The organism is Mycobacterium europaeum (assembly GCF_002102155.1).
In the GTDB taxonomy this organism is placed as follows: domain Bacteria; phylum Actinomycetota; class Actinomycetes; order Mycobacteriales; family Mycobacteriaceae; genus Mycobacterium; species Mycobacterium europaeum.
In genome coordinates this window covers 83666-101908 of record NZ_LQOU01000051.1, presented here as the reverse complement: position 1 = coordinate 101908, position 18243 = coordinate 83666, and the positions used below count along the sequence as shown (strand labels likewise).

The following is an 18243-nucleotide window of genomic DNA, read 5'->3' as shown; positions in this document are numbered from 1 at the left end:
CGCTCACCACTCAGGAGAATGGCCCGAGTGAATGCTCGGGCCATTCTCCTGCTCGACTGTTATGCGCCAGCGGTTTCCAGAACCGGCGGGTTCACCGCATCGGGGTCGGGGTTGCGGATCGGCAAGCCCATGAACCGACGGGCGTTGTCACCCATGAAGTCGTAAGTGCGTCGCCTGTCCATCCCCTCGGCGTACTTCCAATAGCCCTTGGGTGTCGCGAGGCCCTCGGGATGGGGCCAGTCCGAACCGAACAGCACCTTGTCCCAACCGACGGTTTCGACCACATCGGATACCCGGCCCTCCCAGAACGGGCTGACCCAGATGTTGCGACGGAAGACATCGTGCGGATGCTCCTCGAAGTTCTGCGGCATCTTCTTGTAGGTCTCGCCCAGGTCGTAGAACAGCGGATGGATCCAGGAGCTGCCGTTCTCGACGCTGGCGATGCGCAGCTTCGGGAACCGGGTGAGGGTGCCGTGGCAGATCAGGCTGGTCAGCATGTCGGCAATCTCCCGGTGGCCGAGAGCAGTCCACTTGAACGCTGACATCTCGAAGGCACTGCTGGTCTCCGGGGGCTCCCACCTGTCGATGTACTCCTGCAGCGGGGGCTGGCTGGCGTGTAGCACGATGGGCAGTCCGGCGGCCTGGACGTCATTCCAGAACGGATCGAACTCGGGCAGTGCGGGCGATCGCCAGCCCTTGTAACCGTTGACCGGTGCTGGTTTGATCAGCGCGACCTTGGCCCCGTTCTCCAGGATGTACTCGAGCTCGCGGCGCGCATTGTCGACAATCCCCAGGGTGAGCACCGGGGTCGAGTAGACCCGGTCGGCGTAGACATAGCCCCAGTGCTCCAGCATCCACTGGTTGAGCGCGTGAATGATCGCCGCCGTCAGATCGGGATCCTCGGCGGCCGAATGCTCGACCAGGTTGGCCAGGGTGGGGAAGTTCAGGCACGCCTCCACCCCCTGCCGGTCCATCTCGGCAATCCGGTCCTCGGGGTTGCGGGAACCGGCCGGCGCCTCGATACCGCGGCCGGACATCTGCCGCATCGACAGTCCCTCGGGATTCTGCCCGGAGTAGAACTTCTCGTGCGCCCCGGGGGCGGCGACCCGCTCGAACGTCGGATTCGGCATGTAGTCGGTGATCTTGTTCAGGATCGCGATGCGGGTGTGCCGGCCGATCTGGACGAACTGCACCTTCGACCGGTACTGCTCGGGCAGATACTTGGTCAGTGCCTCCGGCGTTTCATACATGTGCTGGTCGGCATCGAAGATCGGTGCCTCGGTGAACTGCGTCATCGCTTGCCTCTTCCTCTTACTCGGCGTGCTGTCGAGCTTGACCTAACTTGACAATAGTGTCAAGTAGTGACGCTGTAAATACCGCAGCAGGCACTTTGCAGTGCAGCGATTGCCAGTTGACATTCCTGTCGTATACGGTCTTGGCCATGACAGTGACTTCGGGTTCCCGGCCCGCCGAGGAGTTGGACGCCACCCGTGGCGTGCGCACGAGGACCGCGATACTCAACGCCAGCCGCCAACTCTTCCTCGAGCGCGGCTATGCCGGCACACCAATCAACGCAATCACCGAATCTTGCGGCATCTCGCGTGCCGGGTTCTACACCTACTTCAAGGACAAGCGTGAGGTTTTCAACGTTCTCGGTGAGACCGCGTATCACGATGTGCTCGCGGTACTTTCCGTTCTGGAGGATTTCGGTGGAACCTTGGCGCGCGACGATCTTCGCAACTGGGTCGGCGACTACTTCGCCTACCTCGATCGCCACGGCGCGTTCGTGCTGGCCTCGGCCCACTCCGCCCCGGATGATGAGGCGTTTCGCCGTTCCCGCAACCGCATGCTGACGCGTGCCGCATGGAAGCTGGGACAAGCCATCGGCGGCGCCGGAGCACACTCGCCAGAGGTGATCGGTGTGGCCGTGATGGGTCTGCTCGACCGTTCGTGGTATGCGGTACAGACCCAGTCCGTCCCCGTGGACCGCGACGAGATGATCGCCGTGGTCGCCGAAATGATCCATGCCATGGCCCGCCCCTGACTGCAGGCCGGCTTTGACCGGGTCGCGCCGGGTCCAACGATGTCAGGCCGGGCGGAACGCATAGGTCAGAAACGATTGCCCGTCAGCGGTTTCCAGGGTCGTCGTGGTCGACACCATCGGCTGGCCGATGCGTAGAGCATCGGAGGATGCACCCACGATCAGGGCCTCTACCAAAAGACCCTCCGGCAGTTCGACGAAGCCCACCACATATGGCCGGAACTTCTCGGGGCTGCGATGGCCTTTGTAGGGCAGCGGCGGTGCGAACTCCTGGGTGGTGTAGGTGTACAGGGTTCCCTCGGTGGACAGTTCGATCGGCTCGATATCGTCTGTGCCATCGAATAATTCCGGACGCTCGGCGGGGAACTTCACCACATCCGTAGAGCGTCGGCGCGAACCGAACAGCACCGAACGGTCGCCGTCGACCCGGAACAGTCCCTCGTTGATCAACGCGCTCATCTCAAACCACCTCGATAACCATTGCAGCACCCATCCCGCCGCCGGCACACATCGACAGCACGCCGATGCCGCCGCCGCGGCGGCGAAGTTCATAGATAGCCGAGGTCACCATCCGCGCACCGGTGGCCGCGATCGGGTGGCCGAGGCTGATGCCCGAGCCGTAGACGTTGACAATCTCCTCGTCGAGTTTCAGTTCCCGCGCGCAGGCGACCGCCTGCGCGGCGAAGGCCTCGTTGATCTCGAATAGTGCGACGTCATCGATCGTGCGGCCGGCCAGCTCAAGTGCCTTGGGAATCGCGGTGATCGGCCCACTGCCCGTGCGGTTGGGTGCCACACCGACCGCGGCCCACGAGAGTACATTGGCCAGCGGAGCGACCTGCGAGCCGGCGGCTGCCAGGGCGACCACCGCGGCCGCATCGTTGATGCCCGAGGAATTGCCCGCGGTGACGGTGAAACCGTCGATCTCCGGGTGCAGTACCTTCAAGCCCGCCAGCACCTCGAGCGTGGTGCCCCGCCGGGGATGCTCGTCCTCGGCGAACGCGACCGTCGAGCCGTCGGCTTGGGGCACTTCGATGGGCACGATCTCGTCGAGGAACGAACCTGCGTCGATGGCTTTGATCGCGCGCTGGTGTGAGCGCAGCGCCCACTCGTCCTGGTCTTGCCGGGTGATGCCGTACTGCACCGCACAGTTGTGCGCCACGGTGATCGACATGTCGATTGCGGGCGCATCGTCGGCGGGCGGGTGCGAGAGCGGCATCCACGGATCCTGGTAGTCCTCGGCGGACTTGCCGGTGGTGAAGGGCTTGCGCTTACGCAGAAGCGGCGTGGTGGAACAGGATTCCATCCCACCCGCCAACACCGCACGACTCATCCCCGCGGCGATCTGACCCGCGCCCACGGCGATGGCAGTCAGGCTGGACGCACACTGCCGATTGACGGCCATTCCCGGAATCTGGTCGAGTCCCAGGTCGACCGCGACGTAGCGGGCGCTGTCCCCGCCGCCCTGCATGCTCTCGGCGAGCACCAGGTCCTCGAAGTCCGAGGCAGCTAGGCCCGATCGGTCGATGGCCGCTGTGACAACCGGCTTCGCGAGATCGATGGCGTCCATGTTGGCCAATGTGCCCTTGCGTGCAGTGCCGATCGCCGTGCGGGCGGCGGCGATGATCACTGCGCGGGGCGTTGCTGTCCCCATGTCTCTCCCTAGGTCGTCGGACGGCGAACGGGTTGCCGACCCAGCCGTTCGCGCCAGTCTATACCGTTAAATAGATATCGGTATACCCGGGTCCGTTGGGAAAGGGCGGTAGAGATATGGCGGGACCTCTGAAGGGTTTGCGAGTCGTTGAGCTGGCCGGTATCGGTCCCGGCCCGCACGCTGCGATGATCCTCGGCGACCTGGGTGCCGACGTCGTGCGCGTCGAGCGGCCGGGCAAGCGGTCGGGCAACCCCACCAAGGCAAGCAGCCACGTGTTGCGCAACCGTCGGTCGGTGGCAGCCGACCTCAAGACCGAGGAGGACCGCGATCTGGTCCTGCGGCTGATCGCCAAGGCCGACGTGTTGATCGAGGGCTACCGGCCCGGCGTCACCGAGCATCTCGGGCTGGGCCCGCAGGACTGCGCAAAGGTCAACCACCGCTTGGTCTATGCCCGGATGACGGGGTGGGGCCAGAGCGGGCCGCGCAGCCGGCAGGCCGGACACGACATCAACTACATCTCCCTCAACGGTGTGCTGCACGCCGTCGGCCGGGCCGGCGAGCGGCCGGTGCCGCCACTGAACCTCGTCGGCGATTTCGGCGGTGGCTCGATGTTCCTGCTGGTCGGGATTCTCGCCGCGCTGTGGGAGCGGGAACGCTCCGGCAAGGGCCAGGTCGTCGATGCGGCGATGGTCGACGGCTCCAGCGTGCTCGCCACGATGATGTGGGCGCTTCGCCATATGGGACTGTGGAGCGATGCGCGCGGCACGAACATGCTCGACACCGGCGCGCCGTACTACGACACCTACGAATGCGCCGACGGGCGTTATGTCGCGGTCGGATCGATCGAGCCGCAGTTCTACGCCGAGCTGATCGAGAAGCTGGGCCTCGACGCGGCAGAACTGCCCGGCCAGAACGACGTGGCCCGCTGGCCCGAGTTGCGCGCAAAGCTCACCGCGATCTTCGCCGCCCACGACCGCGACCACTGGGCAACCGTGTTTGCCAACAGCGACGCGTGCGTGACCCCGGTGCTGTCGTTCGGCGAAGTCGAGACCGAGTCGCACAACACCGAGCGCGACACCTTCTACCGCGAGAACGGCTCGCTATTTCCTGCTCCGGCCCCCCGGTTCTCCCGCACGGTGCCTACCCAGCCGACCCCGCCCGGCGTGCCCGGAGCCGACACCGAGGCCGTCCTGCGCGATTGGGCATAGGGTGGTCGTCTCGGTCTCGACGTCCGGTTGGTCCGGGGAGATTTAGGAGATGCCGGGTCGGGGCCGGATACGGTGTCGGTTCGATCTAGTCGCGCTGCCAGGAGCGGCATCGTTGGATCAGGATCTGTGCCAACAGTTCTGGATGGCTGATCATCAGTTCGTGGCATGCTGCGACCGGGATCTCTTCGTGCACGCCACCGAGGGCGTTGATGCTGTCGCGCTGTGACCGCACCGACAGTGCCCGGTCTCGCGTTGTCAGGATCCAGGTCCGCCTCACGTCCTGCGGGAGGGCGCTCCGGTCGACGGGCTCGGCCGGGATTCGCGCTGATTCCGGGCAGAGCCGGGACAGCGTGAAAGTCCGCTGCGCGGGAGTCATGCCATTGCAGAACGCGTATCTGGCGGCGGCCTTCGGAACTTTCGCCGGCTTGCCGCTGGTGGCGGCTCGGCGCGCGAAGAACGCAAGAGGACCGCCGAGGGTGTCCACGATTGCTCTTCCCTGCGGCGGTACGAACGCGGTCGCCAAGATCATCTCCCGAACCCGTGCCGAGCCCAGTTTGGTGACGACGTCAGGCACCGTCACGCCGGCCATCGAGTGACCGACGATGACCACGTCGCCGAGGCCGGCCTCCTCGATGTCGGCGACGACCGAGTCCGCCCATTCGCCGATGGTGGCCGTCGCCAGATCACCCGGCTTCGACCCGTGGCCGGGCAGGTCCACTGCGAGGATTCGCAGCCGCGATTCGAGCCTGCGCAGCTGTGCGACCGTCAGATCCCAACAGTCTCCAGCATGTTCACCACCGTGGACGAGGACGAGATCAGGCAGTGTCATGCGTACGGTCCTTCGTCGATCGTGGCCATCGGCCCCTATTCTGGCATTGGTGTCACTTCGACGGCTATACCGTTGATAGCGAAGTCCTTCTTCGCGAGTTCGTCGTCGCGTCCACCCCCGAACGGGTCGGGCCGCACCGTGATCTAGGGTTCTGACAGTCACGTCTACGGTAGGAGGTCGCGATGGATCTGCGGGTCGGCGGTAAAGGCTATGTCGTCGTTGGCGGCACCGCGGGGATGGGTCTTGCCGGAGCGCGGGCACTCGCAGCGGACGGTGCCGCGGTGGTCGTGGTCGGACGCGACGAGGATAAGGCCAAAGCTGCCGCCACAATCCTGGCCGACGATGGCGCCGCAGCGGCGCACGGGTTGGTCGGCGATGTCGGCAAGCCCGGTGTGGCGCTGTCAGTGGTCGAGCAGGCGGTGGGGCTTCTGGGTCGCCTAGACGGTATTGCTGTCACGATGGGCACCGCGGGGATGATGCCGATCGACTCCGATGACGCGGCCTGGGAGAACGCTTTTCGCGACGTTCTGTTGGCGACCACCCGGTGTGTGCAGGCGGCGCTGCCTCACCTGACGGCCAGCAGGGGAGCGATCGTGACCACCGCCGCCTATTCGGTGCGGGCTCCGCATGAGCCGCGGATCCCCTACGCCAGCCTCAAGGCCGCGGTCGCGACATTCACCCGTGGGATCGCCCGCACGCACGGAAAGTCCGGTGTGCGCGCCAACTGCATCGCCCCCGGCGCGGTTGAAACCGATGCGCTGCACGCACTTCGCGGACTGATCGCCGAAAACAAGGGCTATCCCTACGAGGAGGCACTCGAGCGGGCACTCGTCGACGACTTCGGTTTCGACGCCGCGCTGCAGCGCCCAGGTCAGCCCGAGGAGATCGGCGCGCTGATCGCATTCCTGCTCTCCGACGTCTGCGGTTTCGTGACCGGTCAGACCATCTACGCCGACGGTGGCGCCCCCTGAGCACTTCCCGCCTATCGGCGCCTCATTTCAGCATCGCGCGGGCGACCACCTCACGCTGGATCTCGGTCGCGCCTTCGCCGAGCCTTTTGACCCGTAGATCGCGAAACCAGCGCTCCAGCGGCAGTTCGTCGGCAAGGCCCAGAGCGCCGTGGATTTGCATGCAGCGGTCCAGCACCTGGCAGGCCGCTTCGGTGCCGTACATTTTCGCCACCGACGCATCCACCGCGACGTTTCGGCCCAAGTCGGCATTCCACGCCGCCTGGTAGACCAGCAGCCGGGCGGCGCGCAGTTGCACCTCGCTGTCGGCCAGCATCCACCGAATGCCCTGCTTATCGGCGAGCTTGCCGCCGAACACCTCACGGTCCTTGGCCCACCGGCACGCCATGTCCAGCGCGGTCTGGGCGATACCGATCGGACCGGCGGCGTAGATGATGCGGCCGTGCACCAGGAAGTCGGTGGCCAGTGAAAACCCTTGGCCCTCTTCGCCGATCAACTGATCGGCGGGAAGCCGGACGTCGTTGAAACGCAGCTCATAGGGGGCGAAGGAGGCCATCACCGCGATACGGGTGAAGGTGACGCCGGGGGTGTCCTTCTCGACGATGAACGCCGAGATGCCGTCACGACCCGCCCCGGTCCGGGCATAGACGACGCCCCAGTCCGCGTCCGGCGCATGCGAGATCCACATTTTCGACCCGTTGAGCAGGTAATCCGACCCGGCGCGAACGGCTTTGAGCCGAATGGCCCGGGCAGGGTCCGACCCGCCCGACGCTTCGGTGATCGCGGTGTAGGCCTTGCTCATGGTGCCCTCGACGATCGGACGTGCATACTTCTCGAACTGCTCGGGTGACGCCTTGAACATGATGTTCGGTGGGTTTCCGCCGAATGCGCCCAGCGCCGGAAAGAATGCCCCCATCCTGCACTTCGCCGCTTCCTCGGCAACCACCACCTGGCCCAGCACGCTGAGACCGGCGCCGCCGAATTCCTCAGGTGTCTGCAGCGCCCACAGCCCGATCTCACGCGCCTTGGCCTGCAATTCGACGAGCGGTTCGCGGGGTAGACCGTTGGCGTCGTGTCCGAGGGTGTCCTCGAGCGGATGCACATGGCTGCCCATGAACCGCCGGACGGTGTCCCGCAGCATGACCAACTCGTCGGGTAATTCCCAGGCCCCGGTCGGGCTCGGCACCGTCGACACGTCAGATCCACATCAGCCGAGGGTGAACGGGTCACGGGTAGCGCCGGACAACTCCACCCACACCGCCTTGGTCTCGGTGAAGTCCTTCACGGCGTCGATGCCGTTCTCCCGGCCGATGCCGCTGTGGCCCATACCGCCGAAGGGAACATGCGGGCCGACAACGCGATACGCGTTGACCCAGACCGTTCCGGCCCGCAGTCGGGCGGCTACCCGGTGCGCTCGGTGGATGTCTTTGGTCCAGACGGAGCCGGCCAGCCCGAACTCGGTGGCGTTCGCGGCGGCGATGGCCTCGTTCTCGTCGCGGAAGGTCATCACCGTCAGGATGGGCCCGAAGATCTCCTCGGTCACCGCTCGCATCGATGGGTCGACGCCGGTCAGCACGGTGGGCTTGACGAATAACCCGCCCAACTCCTCTGCCGGTTCACCGCCGCATGCAATCGTCGCGCCCTGCTCACGGGCGGAAGCGAAGTGCGACAACACCTTCTGGTACTGCGGCTCATTGGACACCGGACCCATTTCGGTGGCCGGGTCCTTCGGGTCACCCAGCTTGATGGTGGCAGCGCGAGCGACGATCTTGTTCACCAGTGCGTCGGCGACCTCCTCGTGCACCAACAGCCGCGATCCGGCCAGACACGTCTGGCCGGTGGCCGCGAAGACGCCGGCGATCACGCCGTTGGCCGCCGCGTCGAGGTCGGCGTCGGGGAACACCAGCTGAGCTGATTTCCCGCCGAGCTCCAGGCTGAACCTGGTCATGTTCTCGATTGCGGCTCTGCCCACCGCGATTCCGGTGGAGGTCGAGCCGGTGAATGCGATCTTGTCGACTCCCGGATGCGATGCCAGCGCCGCGCCCGTACGGGATCCCCAGCCGGTGACGACGTTGATCACCCCGGGCGGGAAACCCGCCTCGGCGAACAGCTTCGCGAACGCCAGCGTCGACGTCGGGGTGTGGTCGCTGGGTTTGACAACGAAAGTGCAACCTGCCGCGAGTCCGGCGGCCAGCTTCCAGGTCAGCAGCAGCAGCGGCGAATTCCAGGGTGTGATCGCCCCGACCACCCCGACTGGCTCGTGGCGGGTGTAGACGAGGTAGTTCGTCTTGTCGGTGGGTAGCACCTCGCCCTGCAGCTTGTCCGCCATCCCGGCGTAGTAGAAGTAGTAGTCGGGCAGCGAGCGCATCTGACCGACCATCTCTCGCAGCAGCTTTCCGCCGTCCCGTACCTCCAGTTCGGCCAGGTTCTCGGCCTCGCGCGCGATGACCTCGCCCAGCCGGTGGATGAGTCTGCCGCGAGCAGTGGGGGTCAGCTGCCCCCACGTCCCCTCCAGAGCGGTCCGGGCCGCCGCCACCGCGCAGTCGACGTCGACCGCATCACCATCAGGCACCCGGGCCCAGGGCCTGCCGGTGAACGGGTCCACGCTGTCATAGGTCGCGCCCGATGTGGCTGCCATCTGCTCGCCCCCGATGAGCAGCTTGAACTCGGTCAACCGGTCGATGGCCGTGTCAGTCATGGTTCCTCCAGGTCCGAAGTCAGGTCACCGGAAGCGTGGTGTGCGCTTGTTGGTCCGCGAGTCGGTCCGTTCGTCGCCCTTGGGGTTGCCAATCTGGGTGTAGGACAGGCCGTGTCGCTGGCGCAGGCTCGGTGCGAGGTCCCTCGCCTCCCACATGGCACGTACGGTGCCCTGGATGGCCAGGGGTCGGCGGGCCGCGATCTCGCCGGCCAACTCGGCGGCGCGCGTGCGCAACTGATCGTCGGGCACGATTTCGGTGACCAATCCGATCCGCTGCGCGGTCTGCGCGGTGAGCCGTTCCTCGCTGCCCAACAGAGCCCAGCGCATCACCTCGCCGTAGGGCACACCGAGGGACAGCATCCCCATCGGCTCCAGCGCCGACACCCGACCCGAGTTGACGTGCGGATCGAAGAACGTCGCACTCTCCGAGCAGATGGCGAACTCGCATTCATTGACGAAGTACATCGCGCCGCCCGCCACCATGCCGTGCAGCGCGGCGATCACCGGCTTCCACACCAGGTTTGCTTTCGGTCCTAGGTGGGCGCCGGGATCTTCCTGATTGAAGATCGGCAGGTGATGCCACCACGCACCCTTGGACACGTCGATACCGGTACAGAACGCCCGCTCACCGTTTGCACGCACCACCGCGACAAAGATGTCGTCGTCTTCGCGGACCCGCCGCCAGGCCGCGATCAGCTCGGTGGCCATCTGCTCGTTGAAGCTGTTCAGCTGGTCGGGACGGTTCAGCGTCACCGTCGCCACGTGATCGGCGACCTCGAACTCGATGGTGGTCGGGTTAGCCAGATCGGTCATGGCCCTCCTTGCTCGGTCCTGATGCCATGGGCGTGAGCCCATCCCCAGTGCCGGCTTCGCTGAGCTCATTGGCTATCTCATGCTTCAGTATCTTGCCCGCCGGTCCCAGCGGAAACGCGTCGCGATATTCGAATCGGCGTGGCTGCTTGTAGCCGGCGAGTTCGGCTCGGCACAGCACTGTCAGTTCCGCGGTCAGACCGTCCAGGTCGGCGGCGGTGCCCTTCTTGTTTCTGGGGATCACCACTGCGACGGGCGACTCACCCCACTCGGGGTCCGGCACACCGACCACCGCGACGAGTTCAACGCCGTCGTGGTGGGCGATCACCCGCTCGATCTCGGCAGGGTAGACGTTGAATCCGCCGGAGATGATCAGCTCCGTTCTCCGGCCGGTGATATGCAGGTAGTTCTCGGTGTCGAGGTACCCGAGGTCCCCGGTCCGCAACCCGTCGGGCCGGAATGTCTCAGCCGTCTGTTCGGGGCGGTTCCAGTACCCGATCGCATTCGCCGGACTCTCGATCACGATCTCGCCGATCTCCCCGGCCGGCAGGGTCACGCCGTCGCCGTCCACGATCCGAATCGAGCACATCGGGGTCTCCTGCCCGCAGGAAGTGGCTGTCGATGTTTTGCCGGCGACGATGTCGCGGTGGTCCTGCGGCGTCAGGATGGTGGCCTGGCCGCCGCATTCGGTCAGTCCGTAGCGCTGTTGCAGGTCGCAGCCCAGCAGATCCATCGCCTTCTGCGCCAGCCCCGGCGGTACCGGGGCCGAGCCGTAGGAGATCCGTCGCAGGCTCGACATGTCGCGGGCCGGACCGTTCTCGAGGATTGCCAGCGTCCGATGCAGCATGGTCGGGATGAACGTCGTGAACGTGATTGCGCTGCTTTCGATCTCGTCGATCACCGCATGCGGATCGAACCGCTGGTGAATCACCATCGTCTGGCCGAGATAAAGCCACGACACGGTGCGCACCATGCCGCCGGCGGTGAAGAACGGCGTGGTCGCCAGCATCACATCGGACCGGTTGGCCTCGGTCACCAGATTGGTGTCGGCGGCCTGATAGAGCAGTGCCCGGTGGGTGTGCATCACGCCCTTGGCGCGGCCGGTGGTTCCGCTGGTGTACAGGATGACCGCGACATCGTCGGGGGAGATGTCCAGCCGCGGCGGGTGCGGATCGGCGGCCGCCAGCGCGCTCTCGTAGTCCGGCCCGATGGTCAGGACCATCAGGTCGGCAAGCTCGAGAGCGAACTTGTCGTGCTGGTCGGCGTGCACGATCACGGCCCGCGCACCCGAATCGTCCAGAATGTGGGTCACTTCGTCGGGTGCCAGCCGGATGTTCACCGGCACCGCGATCAGTCCGGCCTTGGCCAGCCCGAACGAAATCTCGGGCCATTCGATGCAATTGCGCGCAATCACCGCCACCCGGTCGCCCGGAGAGAGGCCGCGGTGCAGTAGCAGGCTGGCCACCCGCCGCGCCCGGTCTTCGACCTGCGACCAGGTGAGCACCCGGTCGCCGTCAACCAGGGCACGTTTCGCCGGATAGCGGCGGGCGTTGTTGGCCGAGATATCGCCTACGAGCACGTGGTTCTCATATCAGGAAAGCCAACGTGTCGACCGGGCCGCCGGCGTCGATCAGATTGACGATCTTGCGCACCAGCCACAGCTCGCCCGGTTTGCCGGTGCGACGGACGGTGTGACTGACCCGGCCGGCCCAGAACCGTTGCCGGTAGCGGTATTCGAACAGCGAGAAATTGGACTCGACGGTCACGGTATCCGAGGTGGTATCGGTCACCTCGCTGTTGGACAGTACCCGGCGCATCACCGAGGGCGGGATCTGCGAATGGCGGTTTCCGGTATTGAGTTGGGCCACACGGCTTTTGATGCGCCTGCGGTTGTCGTTGATGTAGGCTAACGTGGTGCGGGGATCGTCATCGGGGTGCATCGGCACCCGGTAGAGGACGTCGGCCCCGTCATCGGCCCACAAGGCCTCCCACTCCGAGTAGCGGCCCTCGTCGGCCAGTCGCGCCTCCAGGTGCAGGAACGACAGGATCTCAGGATCTGGCACTGGGCGCATCGCCGCCGAGATGATCGCAGACCGGTCAGCAGTGTCTGTTTCGATAGTCATGGCGGTCAGGCCTTCCCGCCGACGACAGCTGCCCACTGGGCATAGAAGCCACGCTGGGGTGTCTCGGCGCTCTTGTCGTTGTTGATAATGCCGGTGTCATCGGCGACGTCGCTGTCGACACCGCGGGACAGAACCAGCCACTCGGGCTCTTCGGCGGCCAGGCCGGCCTGGTTGCGCATGCCGATCTCACCGTCGTCGGCGATCAGGAAGCCCGCAGGCCCCATCGCACCCTCGGCACGACGCAGCGTGCGTTCGTTGAGCTTGTCTTGTCCCGGGATGAGGACCGCCGTGGTGTAGGCGACGGTGCGGTCGGCGGCCTGCGGTTCGACGAACATCACGTTCATCTCGGCCAGAAACAGGTTGGGCCAGATCAGCGTGTGCGGCGGGCCGACCACCAACGCGTCATGCGTCTGCTCGGGCCCGTAGGCGCCCTCGAGCGCGCCGACATACTCGGCCAGCTTGGCCCGCGGAATCCGGCCGTACCAGACGAATTCCTCATCGAGCTTGCGGTATTCGTTGCTGTAATCGATTTCGGAGTGCCCGTCGCCGATGTCGCGAACCAGCACGTCGACCTTGGTAGGCACGTGCGAAACCTTGGCGGGGCGAATCGCGTCGTACACCGAGGCGTGGGTGAACAGCGCATGGTAGCCGTCGACGTTGTTCTCCACCACCATCTTCCAGTTGGCGTGGTGCAGATGCTTCATCCAGTTGGCGCGCAGGTCGATGGAGCGGGTGGGGGACAGGTTGAGCAGGCGGTCGATCGCGTGGGTCGCCTTGCCCAGATGCTCGCGCAGCGTGACGCCCTCCGGGGACAGCGACGCGAAGATGAACCCGCCGTAGCTGTCCACCCGCGGCGCTTCGGCCAGTCCCAGTTCGGAGCGCACCTGGTCAAACGCCTCACCATATGCCTCGCGCATCGGAACACCTGACAGCGCACCGGTATTGGAGAAGGTCCAGCCGTGGTACGGGCAGCGGAATGAGTTGGCATTGCCCTTCTCGGCATTGCACAGCTTGTTGGCGCGATGGGTGCAGCGGTTCAACAGCACTCGCACCACATCGTCTTTGCCGCGTGCCACCACCACGGGCTCGCGGCCGATCATCCGGGTCAGGTAGTCGCCGCGTTCGCTGACCTCGCTCTCGTGGGCGACGTACACCCAGCCCTTCTTGAAGATGGTGTCCATCTCACGGGCGAAGAGCTCCGGCGACGTGTAGACCGAGCCGTGCACACGGTCGCGCCGCACGACTGTCGAGACGTCGAAATCATCTGTGGTGGTTGGCCGTTCGAGAGTGGTCATGCAGTTTCCCCTAGTTCGGTGGTGTTGGCGGAGTTTGCCACGGCGGGTATATGGACCGTGCCGAGCCGACGGAATGCCACCCGTACCGCGGTACCGATCGCGGGGGCGGTCGGTTCGGGTTGCAGCGTGGTCATGATGAGCCGGTGGCCGCTGGTGAGTTCGACGTCGACCACCGGGTACGCAGCGTCGGTCAGGACCAGACCCGGCTCGCGTCGGTGCATGACGGTCGCGGAGTGCACGACGCCCTCGAGGGCCACCGCCCGCCAGTCGCGGTGCTGGCCGCCGCACCCGTCGCACACGCACTGCTCGAGCTCGAGCGGCAGCGCGCATGACGCGCAGAATGGCAACGCCAGTTCGCCGCGGGCGGCTGCGTCGTAGAGCGGACGTAGTGGATCGTGCTCGACGTCGGGCGCCAACTCGGCGCTGAGCAGCCAGTCGGACACGACGTTCACGGTGCTCACGCCACCCGCTCCAGCACCAGCGCGGCATGGTGGTCCATCCGACCGCCGATCCCACCGACCAGGGCAGTGCTGGCGCCGGGGACCTGACGTGCCCCGCCGGTTCCTCGCAGCTGCATCACGGCCTCGGCCAGCGGTGTCATGCCCTGCAGGTAGAAACCGGACAGCTGACCGCCGCCGGTGTTGGTCGGCAGCGCACCGCCCGGGCCGAGCTGGCCGGCCCGGACGAACTCGCCCACCGGGGCCTCCCCGGTCAACCCGTACTCGTCGAGCAGGATCAATGTCACGATGGTGAACGGGTCGTAGAGCTGCACGACATCGAGGTCGTCGCGGCCCATCCCGGCCTGGCTCAGCGCGTCGTCGACGGCGCGGCGGCCGCCCCCGAACCAGGACTCCGCGCCGGCGCGACGGCGCCGCACCGGGTGCTTCCGTCCGGTGCCGCGCACCCGCAGCCGCGACGTGCCGATCGCGGGTTCCCCGGTCAGCACGATCGCCACGGCACCGTTCACCGGCCGGGCGCAGTCCAGCCGTCGCAGCGGCTCGGAAATCATTGGACTGCTCCGGTATCCGTTCTCATCCAGCGGCTCGCGGTTCACCGCGTCGGGATTGCCTTCGGCCCACCGCCGCGCCGTCGTCGCAACGGCGCACAGGTCGTCGGCACTGTTGGCAGTGACATGCAGCCAGCGCTGGGCCAGCAGGGCGTAGGTCGGCACCGAGCCGAGGAGGCCCGACGCCCGCTCCAGGCCACGGGTGCCGGCATTGCCGCCGCTGTGCGCGTAGGTCGATCCCGATCTCTTGCCGGCCAGCAGTGGCGCATCAGCGAACACGCAGATCACTGTCGCCGCCTCGCCGGTGGTGATGGCGTGCCGAGCACGCTGGATCATCGCGACCGTCGTCGCGCCCTTGATCTCCACGTGCTCGAGGAGGCGCAGGTCGCCGAAGCCGCCCTGCGTCGCGAACCCGACTCCCAGCCGGTCCGGCCGTACCCCCTGCGACGAGCCGACCAACATACCGTCGACGTCACGGTGCCCGATGCCGGCGTCGGCGAGGGCGGCCCGCGCGGCCTGGCCGGCGAGCTGTACCGGGGTGGCGTCCCCGGACAGGCTGGGCTGCAGCGACATCCGGGTCTTTCCCAACCCGACGATGTCCACGTTGGTCATGGTGTCCGGTGCTTTCGTTCGCCCCGGTAGTTTCCGACGCGCAGCCAATCCTCGCGATCCTCGGGCGTGGCAAGGGTGAAGCTGGACAGTTCCAGCGGGTCCAAGAACACCTCGTCACCGCTTTCCAGATCCTCGACCAGCAGGCGGCGGCCGTTGCCTGACCTGTCCAGCCACAGCCGGACCGCGGCGAACTCATTGATCAGGATCGCCAACTCGCGACGCTTCGGCGTGTGATTGTCGGGTTCCATCGGGCGCTCGGGACTCTTCTCTGGTGCTCAAGTTCAGGCGGAGAGACTCACCAAGTATTACCGCATACTACTGTCAGAATCAATCGACTTTGTGTCGGGAGCCATTGCGTCAACCGCCCCTGAACATGCACACTGGCTGCGTAAAGGCATGACCGACAATTGGCGACATCAATGTCAGAAACATTGCGAAGGGGCCGTATGACCGAGACCGTCACCTCCGGTGCCGTGATCGATACTGAGGACTACCGGAGCATCTGGATGTACCTCAAGGAGCTGGACTTCCGGCAGGGGTTCATCGACGTTGCCGTGTACGGGTCGCCGGTGCGGACCCGCTACGCCGAGGCAGGCAGGCCGGACAAGCCGCACGCGATCCTGCTGCACGGCACAGGCGGGCACTGGGAGACCTTCGCGCCGAACCTGGCCGCGCTGAGCGAGCACTTCCACTGTGTGGCGATCGACATGGTCGGCAACGGCTTTTCCGACAAACCTGATTACGACTACGAAATCGCGGTCTACGTCGAGCATGTCCTCGGCGTGATGGACCACTTCGGGATGGAGCGGGCGAACTTCGTCGCGATGTCGCTGGGCGCCTGGGTGGCCTCGACGATCGCGGTGCACCATCCCGACCGGGTGTCGAAGGTGATCCTGATGTCGCCGGCAGGCAAGGAGGCGGCCGCATCGAACATGGCGCGTATCCGCGCCGAACGCACCAAAGCCGTCAACGAACCCACCTGGGAATCGCTGCACGCGGTGTTCGCCCACCTCATCGCCGACGAGACCAACCGCCTGCCGGACCTGATCGGGCTGCGCCGAGCGATCTACCAGCGGGACGACACTCGAGAGAGCATCGACCACCTGCTGATCCTGCAGGACGCCGCGGTTCGCGATCGCAACCTGATACCCGAGGACAAGTGGCGGTCGATCACCGCACCGGTCATGGTGGTCGCCTCGGGTCGCGACCACGGGGTGTACCAGGAGACGGCCACCTCGATTGCCCGCTTGATCCCGCATGCCGAGGTCTTTGAGATGCCTGATGTCCGGCACTGGCCGCATTTCGAAGACCCGAAAGAGTTCAATTCGGCGGCCGTTTCGTTCCTCACCAGGTGAGACCGTGCCGATGAGACGGCCGGAACCCGGCGAGATCGACGACATCGCGCGGCGGCTGTATGCGGCCGAGCATGACCGCAAACCGATCCGGCAGTTGTCGCTGGACTATCCGCAGATGACCGTCGAGGATGCCTATGCGGTACAACGCGCACTGGTCGGACTGAAGGTCGCCGATGGTCGCGTGATCAGGGGCCGCAAGATCGGCCTGACCTCCAAGGTGATGCAGCGGGCCGCCTCGATCGACGAGCCGGACTACGGCGCGATATTCGATGACATGTTCATCGAGGATGGCGGCCATGTGCCGCCCGGCCGTTTCATTCGTCCCCGGATCGAGGTGGAGCTGGCCTTCATACTCGGCGAAACACTGCGCGGACCCGGCGTCACGCTGTTCGACGTGCTGCGCGCCACGGAGTTCGTGACCCCCGCTTTGGAGATTCTCGACGCCCGCGTCCAGATGTCCGACCCCGAGACCGGCCACCTGCGTACGATCGTGGACACGATCGCCGACAACGCGGCTAACGCCGGGCTGGTGCTCGGTGGCCGGGTGTTCCGCCCACTGGACGTCGACCTGCGCTGGGTGGCCGCGCTGCTGCTGCGCAACGCCACCATAGAGGAGTCCGGGGTCGCCGCGGCAGTGCTCAACCATCCCGGCAACGGCGTCGCGTGGCTTGCCAATCGGCTCGCTCCGCACGGTGTTTTGTTGCAGCGCGGTGAGGTGATTCTGTCCGGTTCGTTCACCAAACCGGTGTTCGCCGAGCCGGGGGACAGTTTCGTCGCCGACTATGGACCGCTTGGCACCGTCTCGGTGCTGTTCGACCCCCGGAGCCGCCCGGCCGGCGACATCGAGCAGAGTGACCCGACGCCATGACCACACGCTGGGTGCAACGGATCGCCGGTGAGGGTCCACGGTTCGGCATGTGGCTGGCCTCGGGCAGCGGGTACATCGCCGAGATCTGCGCCGGATCCGGTATCGACTGGGTGCTGGTCGACCAGGAGCACGCACCCAACGACATCCATAGCACGTTGGCACAGCTGCAGGTACTGGCCGGCTATCCCGACGTCGACGTGGTGGTGCGCCCGCCGGTGGCCGACCCGGTCCTCATCAAGCAACTCCTCGACATCGGCGCGCACAATCTCATCGTCCCGATGATCGGCAGCCCCGCGGAAGCGTCCGCCGTCGTCGCCGCAACCCGGTACCCGCCCGCTGGTATCCGCGGGGTCGGCAGCACGTTGGCAAGAGCTTCCCGCTGGAACCGCATTTCTGACTATCTTGTCACCGAAGATCACCGTGTGTCGGTGACGGTGCAGGTGGAGTCGACGGCTGCGCTGGCAGTGGTGGGCGACATCGCGGACGTCGACGGAATCGATGCGGTCTTCATCGGGCCTGCCGATCTGGCCGCCTCCATGGGCAAACTCGGTCAGCCCGAGCATCCAGAGGTAGTGTGCGCCATTGAGAATGCGTTGGCGACGATCGTCGAGCGCGGCAAGAGCGCGGGCGTGAACGCGTTCAACGAGACCCTCGCCCGGCGCTATCTGGCCGCCGGAGCGAGCTTCATTCTGGTCGGCGCGGATGTGACCCTGCTGGCCCGCGGCGCCGAACAATTGGTCGCCAGGTACCGCCAGCCGCCGCCATGAGCTTTATTTCTG

19 protein-coding genes are annotated in these 18243 nt (G+C 66.0%); 6 read left to right on the top strand and 13 right to left on the bottom strand.

Annotated elements, in window-relative coordinates:
* Nucleotides 1-59: 59 nt before the first annotated feature.
* Nucleotides 60-1295: an amidohydrolase family protein gene (locus AWC03_RS22365; RefSeq protein WP_085242883.1), complete on the bottom strand. Its 1236-nt coding sequence runs from the start codon at nt 1293-1295 to the stop codon at nt 60-62.
* Nucleotides 1296-1441: 146 nt separating this feature from the next.
* Here AWC03_RS22365 and AWC03_RS22360 point away from each other — a divergent pair, with 146 nt between their 5' ends.
* On the top strand, nt 1442-2044 hold the full coding sequence (locus AWC03_RS22360; RefSeq protein WP_085242882.1) for a TetR/AcrR family transcriptional regulator: 603 nt from the start codon (nt 1442-1444) through the stop codon (nt 2042-2044).
* Nucleotides 2045-2086: 42 nt separating this feature from the next.
* Here the strand turns inward: AWC03_RS22360 and AWC03_RS22355 are convergent, their stop codons facing one another.
* Nucleotides 2087-2500, bottom strand: a complete 414-nt coding sequence (locus tag AWC03_RS22355; RefSeq protein ID WP_085242881.1) for a Zn-ribbon domain-containing OB-fold protein — start codon at nt 2498-2500, stop codon at nt 2087-2089.
* 1 nt (nt 2501) lies between these two features.
* The gene (locus tag AWC03_RS22350; RefSeq protein ID WP_085242880.1) at nt 2502-3692 is read right to left on the bottom strand and encodes a thiolase family protein; all 1191 of its coding nucleotides are present in this window, start codon (nt 3690-3692) and stop codon (nt 2502-2504) included.
* A 116-nt stretch (nt 3693-3808) separates the two neighbouring features.
* Here AWC03_RS22350 and AWC03_RS22345 point away from each other — a divergent pair, with 116 nt between their 5' ends.
* Entirely contained in the window at nt 3809-4900 is a 1092-nt protein-coding gene (locus AWC03_RS22345; protein ID WP_085242879.1) for a CaiB/BaiF CoA transferase family protein, read from the top strand.
* 85 nt (nt 4901-4985) lie between these two features.
* Here AWC03_RS22345 and AWC03_RS22340 read toward each other — a convergent pair whose 3' ends face one another.
* A complete protein-coding gene (locus tag AWC03_RS22340) occupies nt 4986-5729 on the bottom strand; it encodes an alpha/beta fold hydrolase (protein WP_085242878.1) in 744 nt (247 codons plus the stop codon).
* A 182-nt stretch (nt 5730-5911) separates the two neighbouring features.
* Between AWC03_RS22340 and AWC03_RS22335 the strand changes: the two genes are divergently transcribed.
* A complete protein-coding gene (locus AWC03_RS22335) occupies nt 5912-6700 on the top strand; it encodes an SDR family NAD(P)-dependent oxidoreductase (protein ID WP_085242877.1) in 789 nt (262 codons plus the stop codon).
* A 22-nt stretch (nt 6701-6722) separates the two neighbouring features.
* On the opposite strand, the gene AWC03_RS22330 is transcribed toward AWC03_RS22335, so the two are convergent.
* The 9 genes from AWC03_RS22330 to AWC03_RS22290 form a co-directional block, all read right to left on the bottom strand.
* Nucleotides 6723-7838 (bottom strand): acyl-CoA dehydrogenase family protein, encoded by a 1116-nt coding sequence (locus tag AWC03_RS22330; RefSeq protein ID WP_211279277.1) that lies wholly within the window; start codon nt 7836-7838, stop codon nt 6723-6725.
* Between the two features lie 66 nt (nt 7839-7904).
* Nucleotides 7905-9395 carry an aldehyde dehydrogenase gene (locus tag AWC03_RS22325; RefSeq protein ID WP_085242876.1) on the bottom strand — a complete coding sequence of 497 codons (1491 nt, stop codon included), beginning with the start codon at nt 9393-9395 and terminating at the stop codon, nt 7905-7907.
* Nucleotides 9396-9419: 24 nt separating this feature from the next.
* Entirely contained in the window at nt 9420-10208 is a 789-nt protein-coding gene (locus AWC03_RS22320; RefSeq protein WP_085242875.1) for an enoyl-CoA hydratase/isomerase family protein, read from the bottom strand.
* Nucleotides 10192-11784, bottom strand: coding sequence for a class I adenylate-forming enzyme family protein (locus AWC03_RS22315; protein ID WP_085242874.1), 1593 nt, complete (start codon nt 11782-11784; stop codon nt 10192-10194). Before AWC03_RS22315 ends, AWC03_RS22320 begins: the two co-directional genes overlap by 17 nt.
* 7 nt (nt 11785-11791) lie before the next feature.
* Nucleotides 11792-12277, bottom strand: a complete 486-nt coding sequence (locus AWC03_RS22310; RefSeq protein WP_142278495.1) for an aromatic-ring-hydroxylating dioxygenase subunit beta — start codon at nt 12275-12277, stop codon at nt 11792-11794.
* 56 nt (nt 12278-12333) lie between these two features.
* Nucleotides 12334-13623, bottom strand: coding sequence for an aromatic ring-hydroxylating oxygenase subunit alpha (locus tag AWC03_RS22305; protein WP_211279269.1), 1290 nt, complete (start codon nt 13621-13623; stop codon nt 12334-12336).
* Nucleotides 13620-14084 (bottom strand): Zn-ribbon domain-containing OB-fold protein, encoded by a 465-nt coding sequence (locus AWC03_RS22300; RefSeq protein WP_085242872.1) that lies wholly within the window; start codon nt 14082-14084, stop codon nt 13620-13622. The genes AWC03_RS22305 and AWC03_RS22300 overlap by 4 nt, the downstream gene beginning before the upstream one ends.
* On the bottom strand, nt 14081-15241 hold the full coding sequence (locus AWC03_RS22295) for a thiolase family protein (protein ID WP_085242871.1): 1161 nt from the start codon (nt 15239-15241) through the stop codon (nt 14081-14083). Before AWC03_RS22295 ends, AWC03_RS22300 begins: the two co-directional genes overlap by 4 nt.
* Nucleotides 15238-15489 carry a hypothetical protein gene (locus tag AWC03_RS22290; RefSeq protein WP_085242870.1) on the bottom strand — a complete coding sequence of 84 codons (252 nt, stop codon included), beginning with the start codon at nt 15487-15489 and terminating at the stop codon, nt 15238-15240. Before AWC03_RS22290 ends, AWC03_RS22295 begins: the two co-directional genes overlap by 4 nt.
* Nucleotides 15490-15687: 198 nt before the next feature.
* Between AWC03_RS22290 and AWC03_RS22285 the strand changes: the two genes are divergently transcribed.
* From AWC03_RS22285 to AWC03_RS22275, 3 genes are read left to right on the top strand one after another with little or no spacing between them, the layout of a single operon-like run.
* Nucleotides 15688-16596, top strand: coding sequence for an alpha/beta fold hydrolase (locus AWC03_RS22285; protein WP_085242869.1), 909 nt, complete (start codon nt 15688-15690; stop codon nt 16594-16596).
* Nucleotides 16597-16606: 10 nt separating this feature from the next.
* Entirely contained in the window at nt 16607-17464 is an 858-nt protein-coding gene (hpaH, locus tag AWC03_RS22280; protein WP_085242868.1) for a 2-oxo-hept-4-ene-1,7-dioate hydratase, read from the top strand.
* On the top strand, nt 17461-18231 hold the full coding sequence (locus tag AWC03_RS22275) for an aldolase/citrate lyase family protein (RefSeq protein ID WP_085242867.1): 771 nt from the start codon (nt 17461-17463) through the stop codon (nt 18229-18231). The genes hpaH and AWC03_RS22275 overlap by 4 nt, the downstream gene beginning before the upstream one ends.
* The last annotated feature ends 12 nt before the right edge of the window (nt 18232-18243 follow it).

Excerpts from the sequence above, each read along its gene's own strand:
- AWC03_RS22365 (WP_085242883.1), bottom strand. The coding sequence starts at position 1,295 with ATGACGCAGTTCACCGAGGCACCGATCTTCGATGCCGACCAGCACATG.
- AWC03_RS22360 (WP_085242882.1), top strand. The coding sequence starts at position 1,442 with ATGACAGTGACTTCGGGTTCCCGGCCCGCCGAGGAGTTGGACGCCACC.
- AWC03_RS22355 (WP_085242881.1), bottom strand. The coding sequence starts at position 2,500 with ATGAGCGCGTTGATCAACGAGGGACTGTTCCGGGTCGACGGCGACCGT.
- AWC03_RS22350 (WP_085242880.1), bottom strand. The coding sequence starts at position 3,692 with ATGGGGACAGCAACGCCCCGCGCAGTGATCATCGCCGCCGCCCGCACG.
- AWC03_RS22345 (WP_085242879.1), top strand. The coding sequence starts at position 3,809 with ATGGCGGGACCTCTGAAGGGTTTGCGAGTCGTTGAGCTGGCCGGTATC.
- AWC03_RS22340 (WP_085242878.1), bottom strand. The coding sequence starts at position 5,729 with ATGACACTGCCTGATCTCGTCCTCGTCCACGGTGGTGAACATGCTGGA.
- AWC03_RS22335 (WP_085242877.1), top strand. The coding sequence starts at position 5,912 with ATGGATCTGCGGGTCGGCGGTAAAGGCTATGTCGTCGTTGGCGGCACC.
- AWC03_RS22330 (WP_211279277.1), bottom strand. The coding sequence starts at position 7,838 with ATGCTGCGGGACACCGTCCGGCGGTTCATGGGCAGCCATGTGCATCCG.
- AWC03_RS22325 (WP_085242876.1), bottom strand. The coding sequence starts at position 9,395 with ATGACTGACACGGCCATCGACCGGTTGACCGAGTTCAAGCTGCTCATC.
- AWC03_RS22320 (WP_085242875.1), bottom strand. The coding sequence starts at position 10,208 with ATGACCGATCTGGCTAACCCGACCACCATCGAGTTCGAGGTCGCCGAT.
- AWC03_RS22310 (WP_142278495.1), bottom strand. The coding sequence starts at position 12,277 with ATGCGCCCAGTGCCAGATCCTGAGATCCTGTCGTTCCTGCACCTGGAG.
- AWC03_RS22305 (WP_211279269.1), bottom strand. The coding sequence starts at position 13,623 with ATGACCACTCTCGAACGGCCAACCACCACAGATGATTTCGACGTCTCG.
- AWC03_RS22295 (WP_085242871.1), bottom strand. The coding sequence starts at position 15,241 with ATGACCAACGTGGACATCGTCGGGTTGGGAAAGACCCGGATGTCGCTG.
- AWC03_RS22290 (WP_085242870.1), bottom strand. The coding sequence starts at position 15,489 with ATGGAACCCGACAATCACACGCCGAAGCGTCGCGAGTTGGCGATCCTG.
- AWC03_RS22285 (WP_085242869.1), top strand. The coding sequence starts at position 15,688 with ATGACCGAGACCGTCACCTCCGGTGCCGTGATCGATACTGAGGACTAC.
- hpaH (WP_085242868.1), top strand. The coding sequence starts at position 16,607 with ATGAGACGGCCGGAACCCGGCGAGATCGACGACATCGCGCGGCGGCTG.
- AWC03_RS22275 (WP_085242867.1), top strand. The coding sequence starts at position 17,461 with ATGACCACACGCTGGGTGCAACGGATCGCCGGTGAGGGTCCACGGTTC.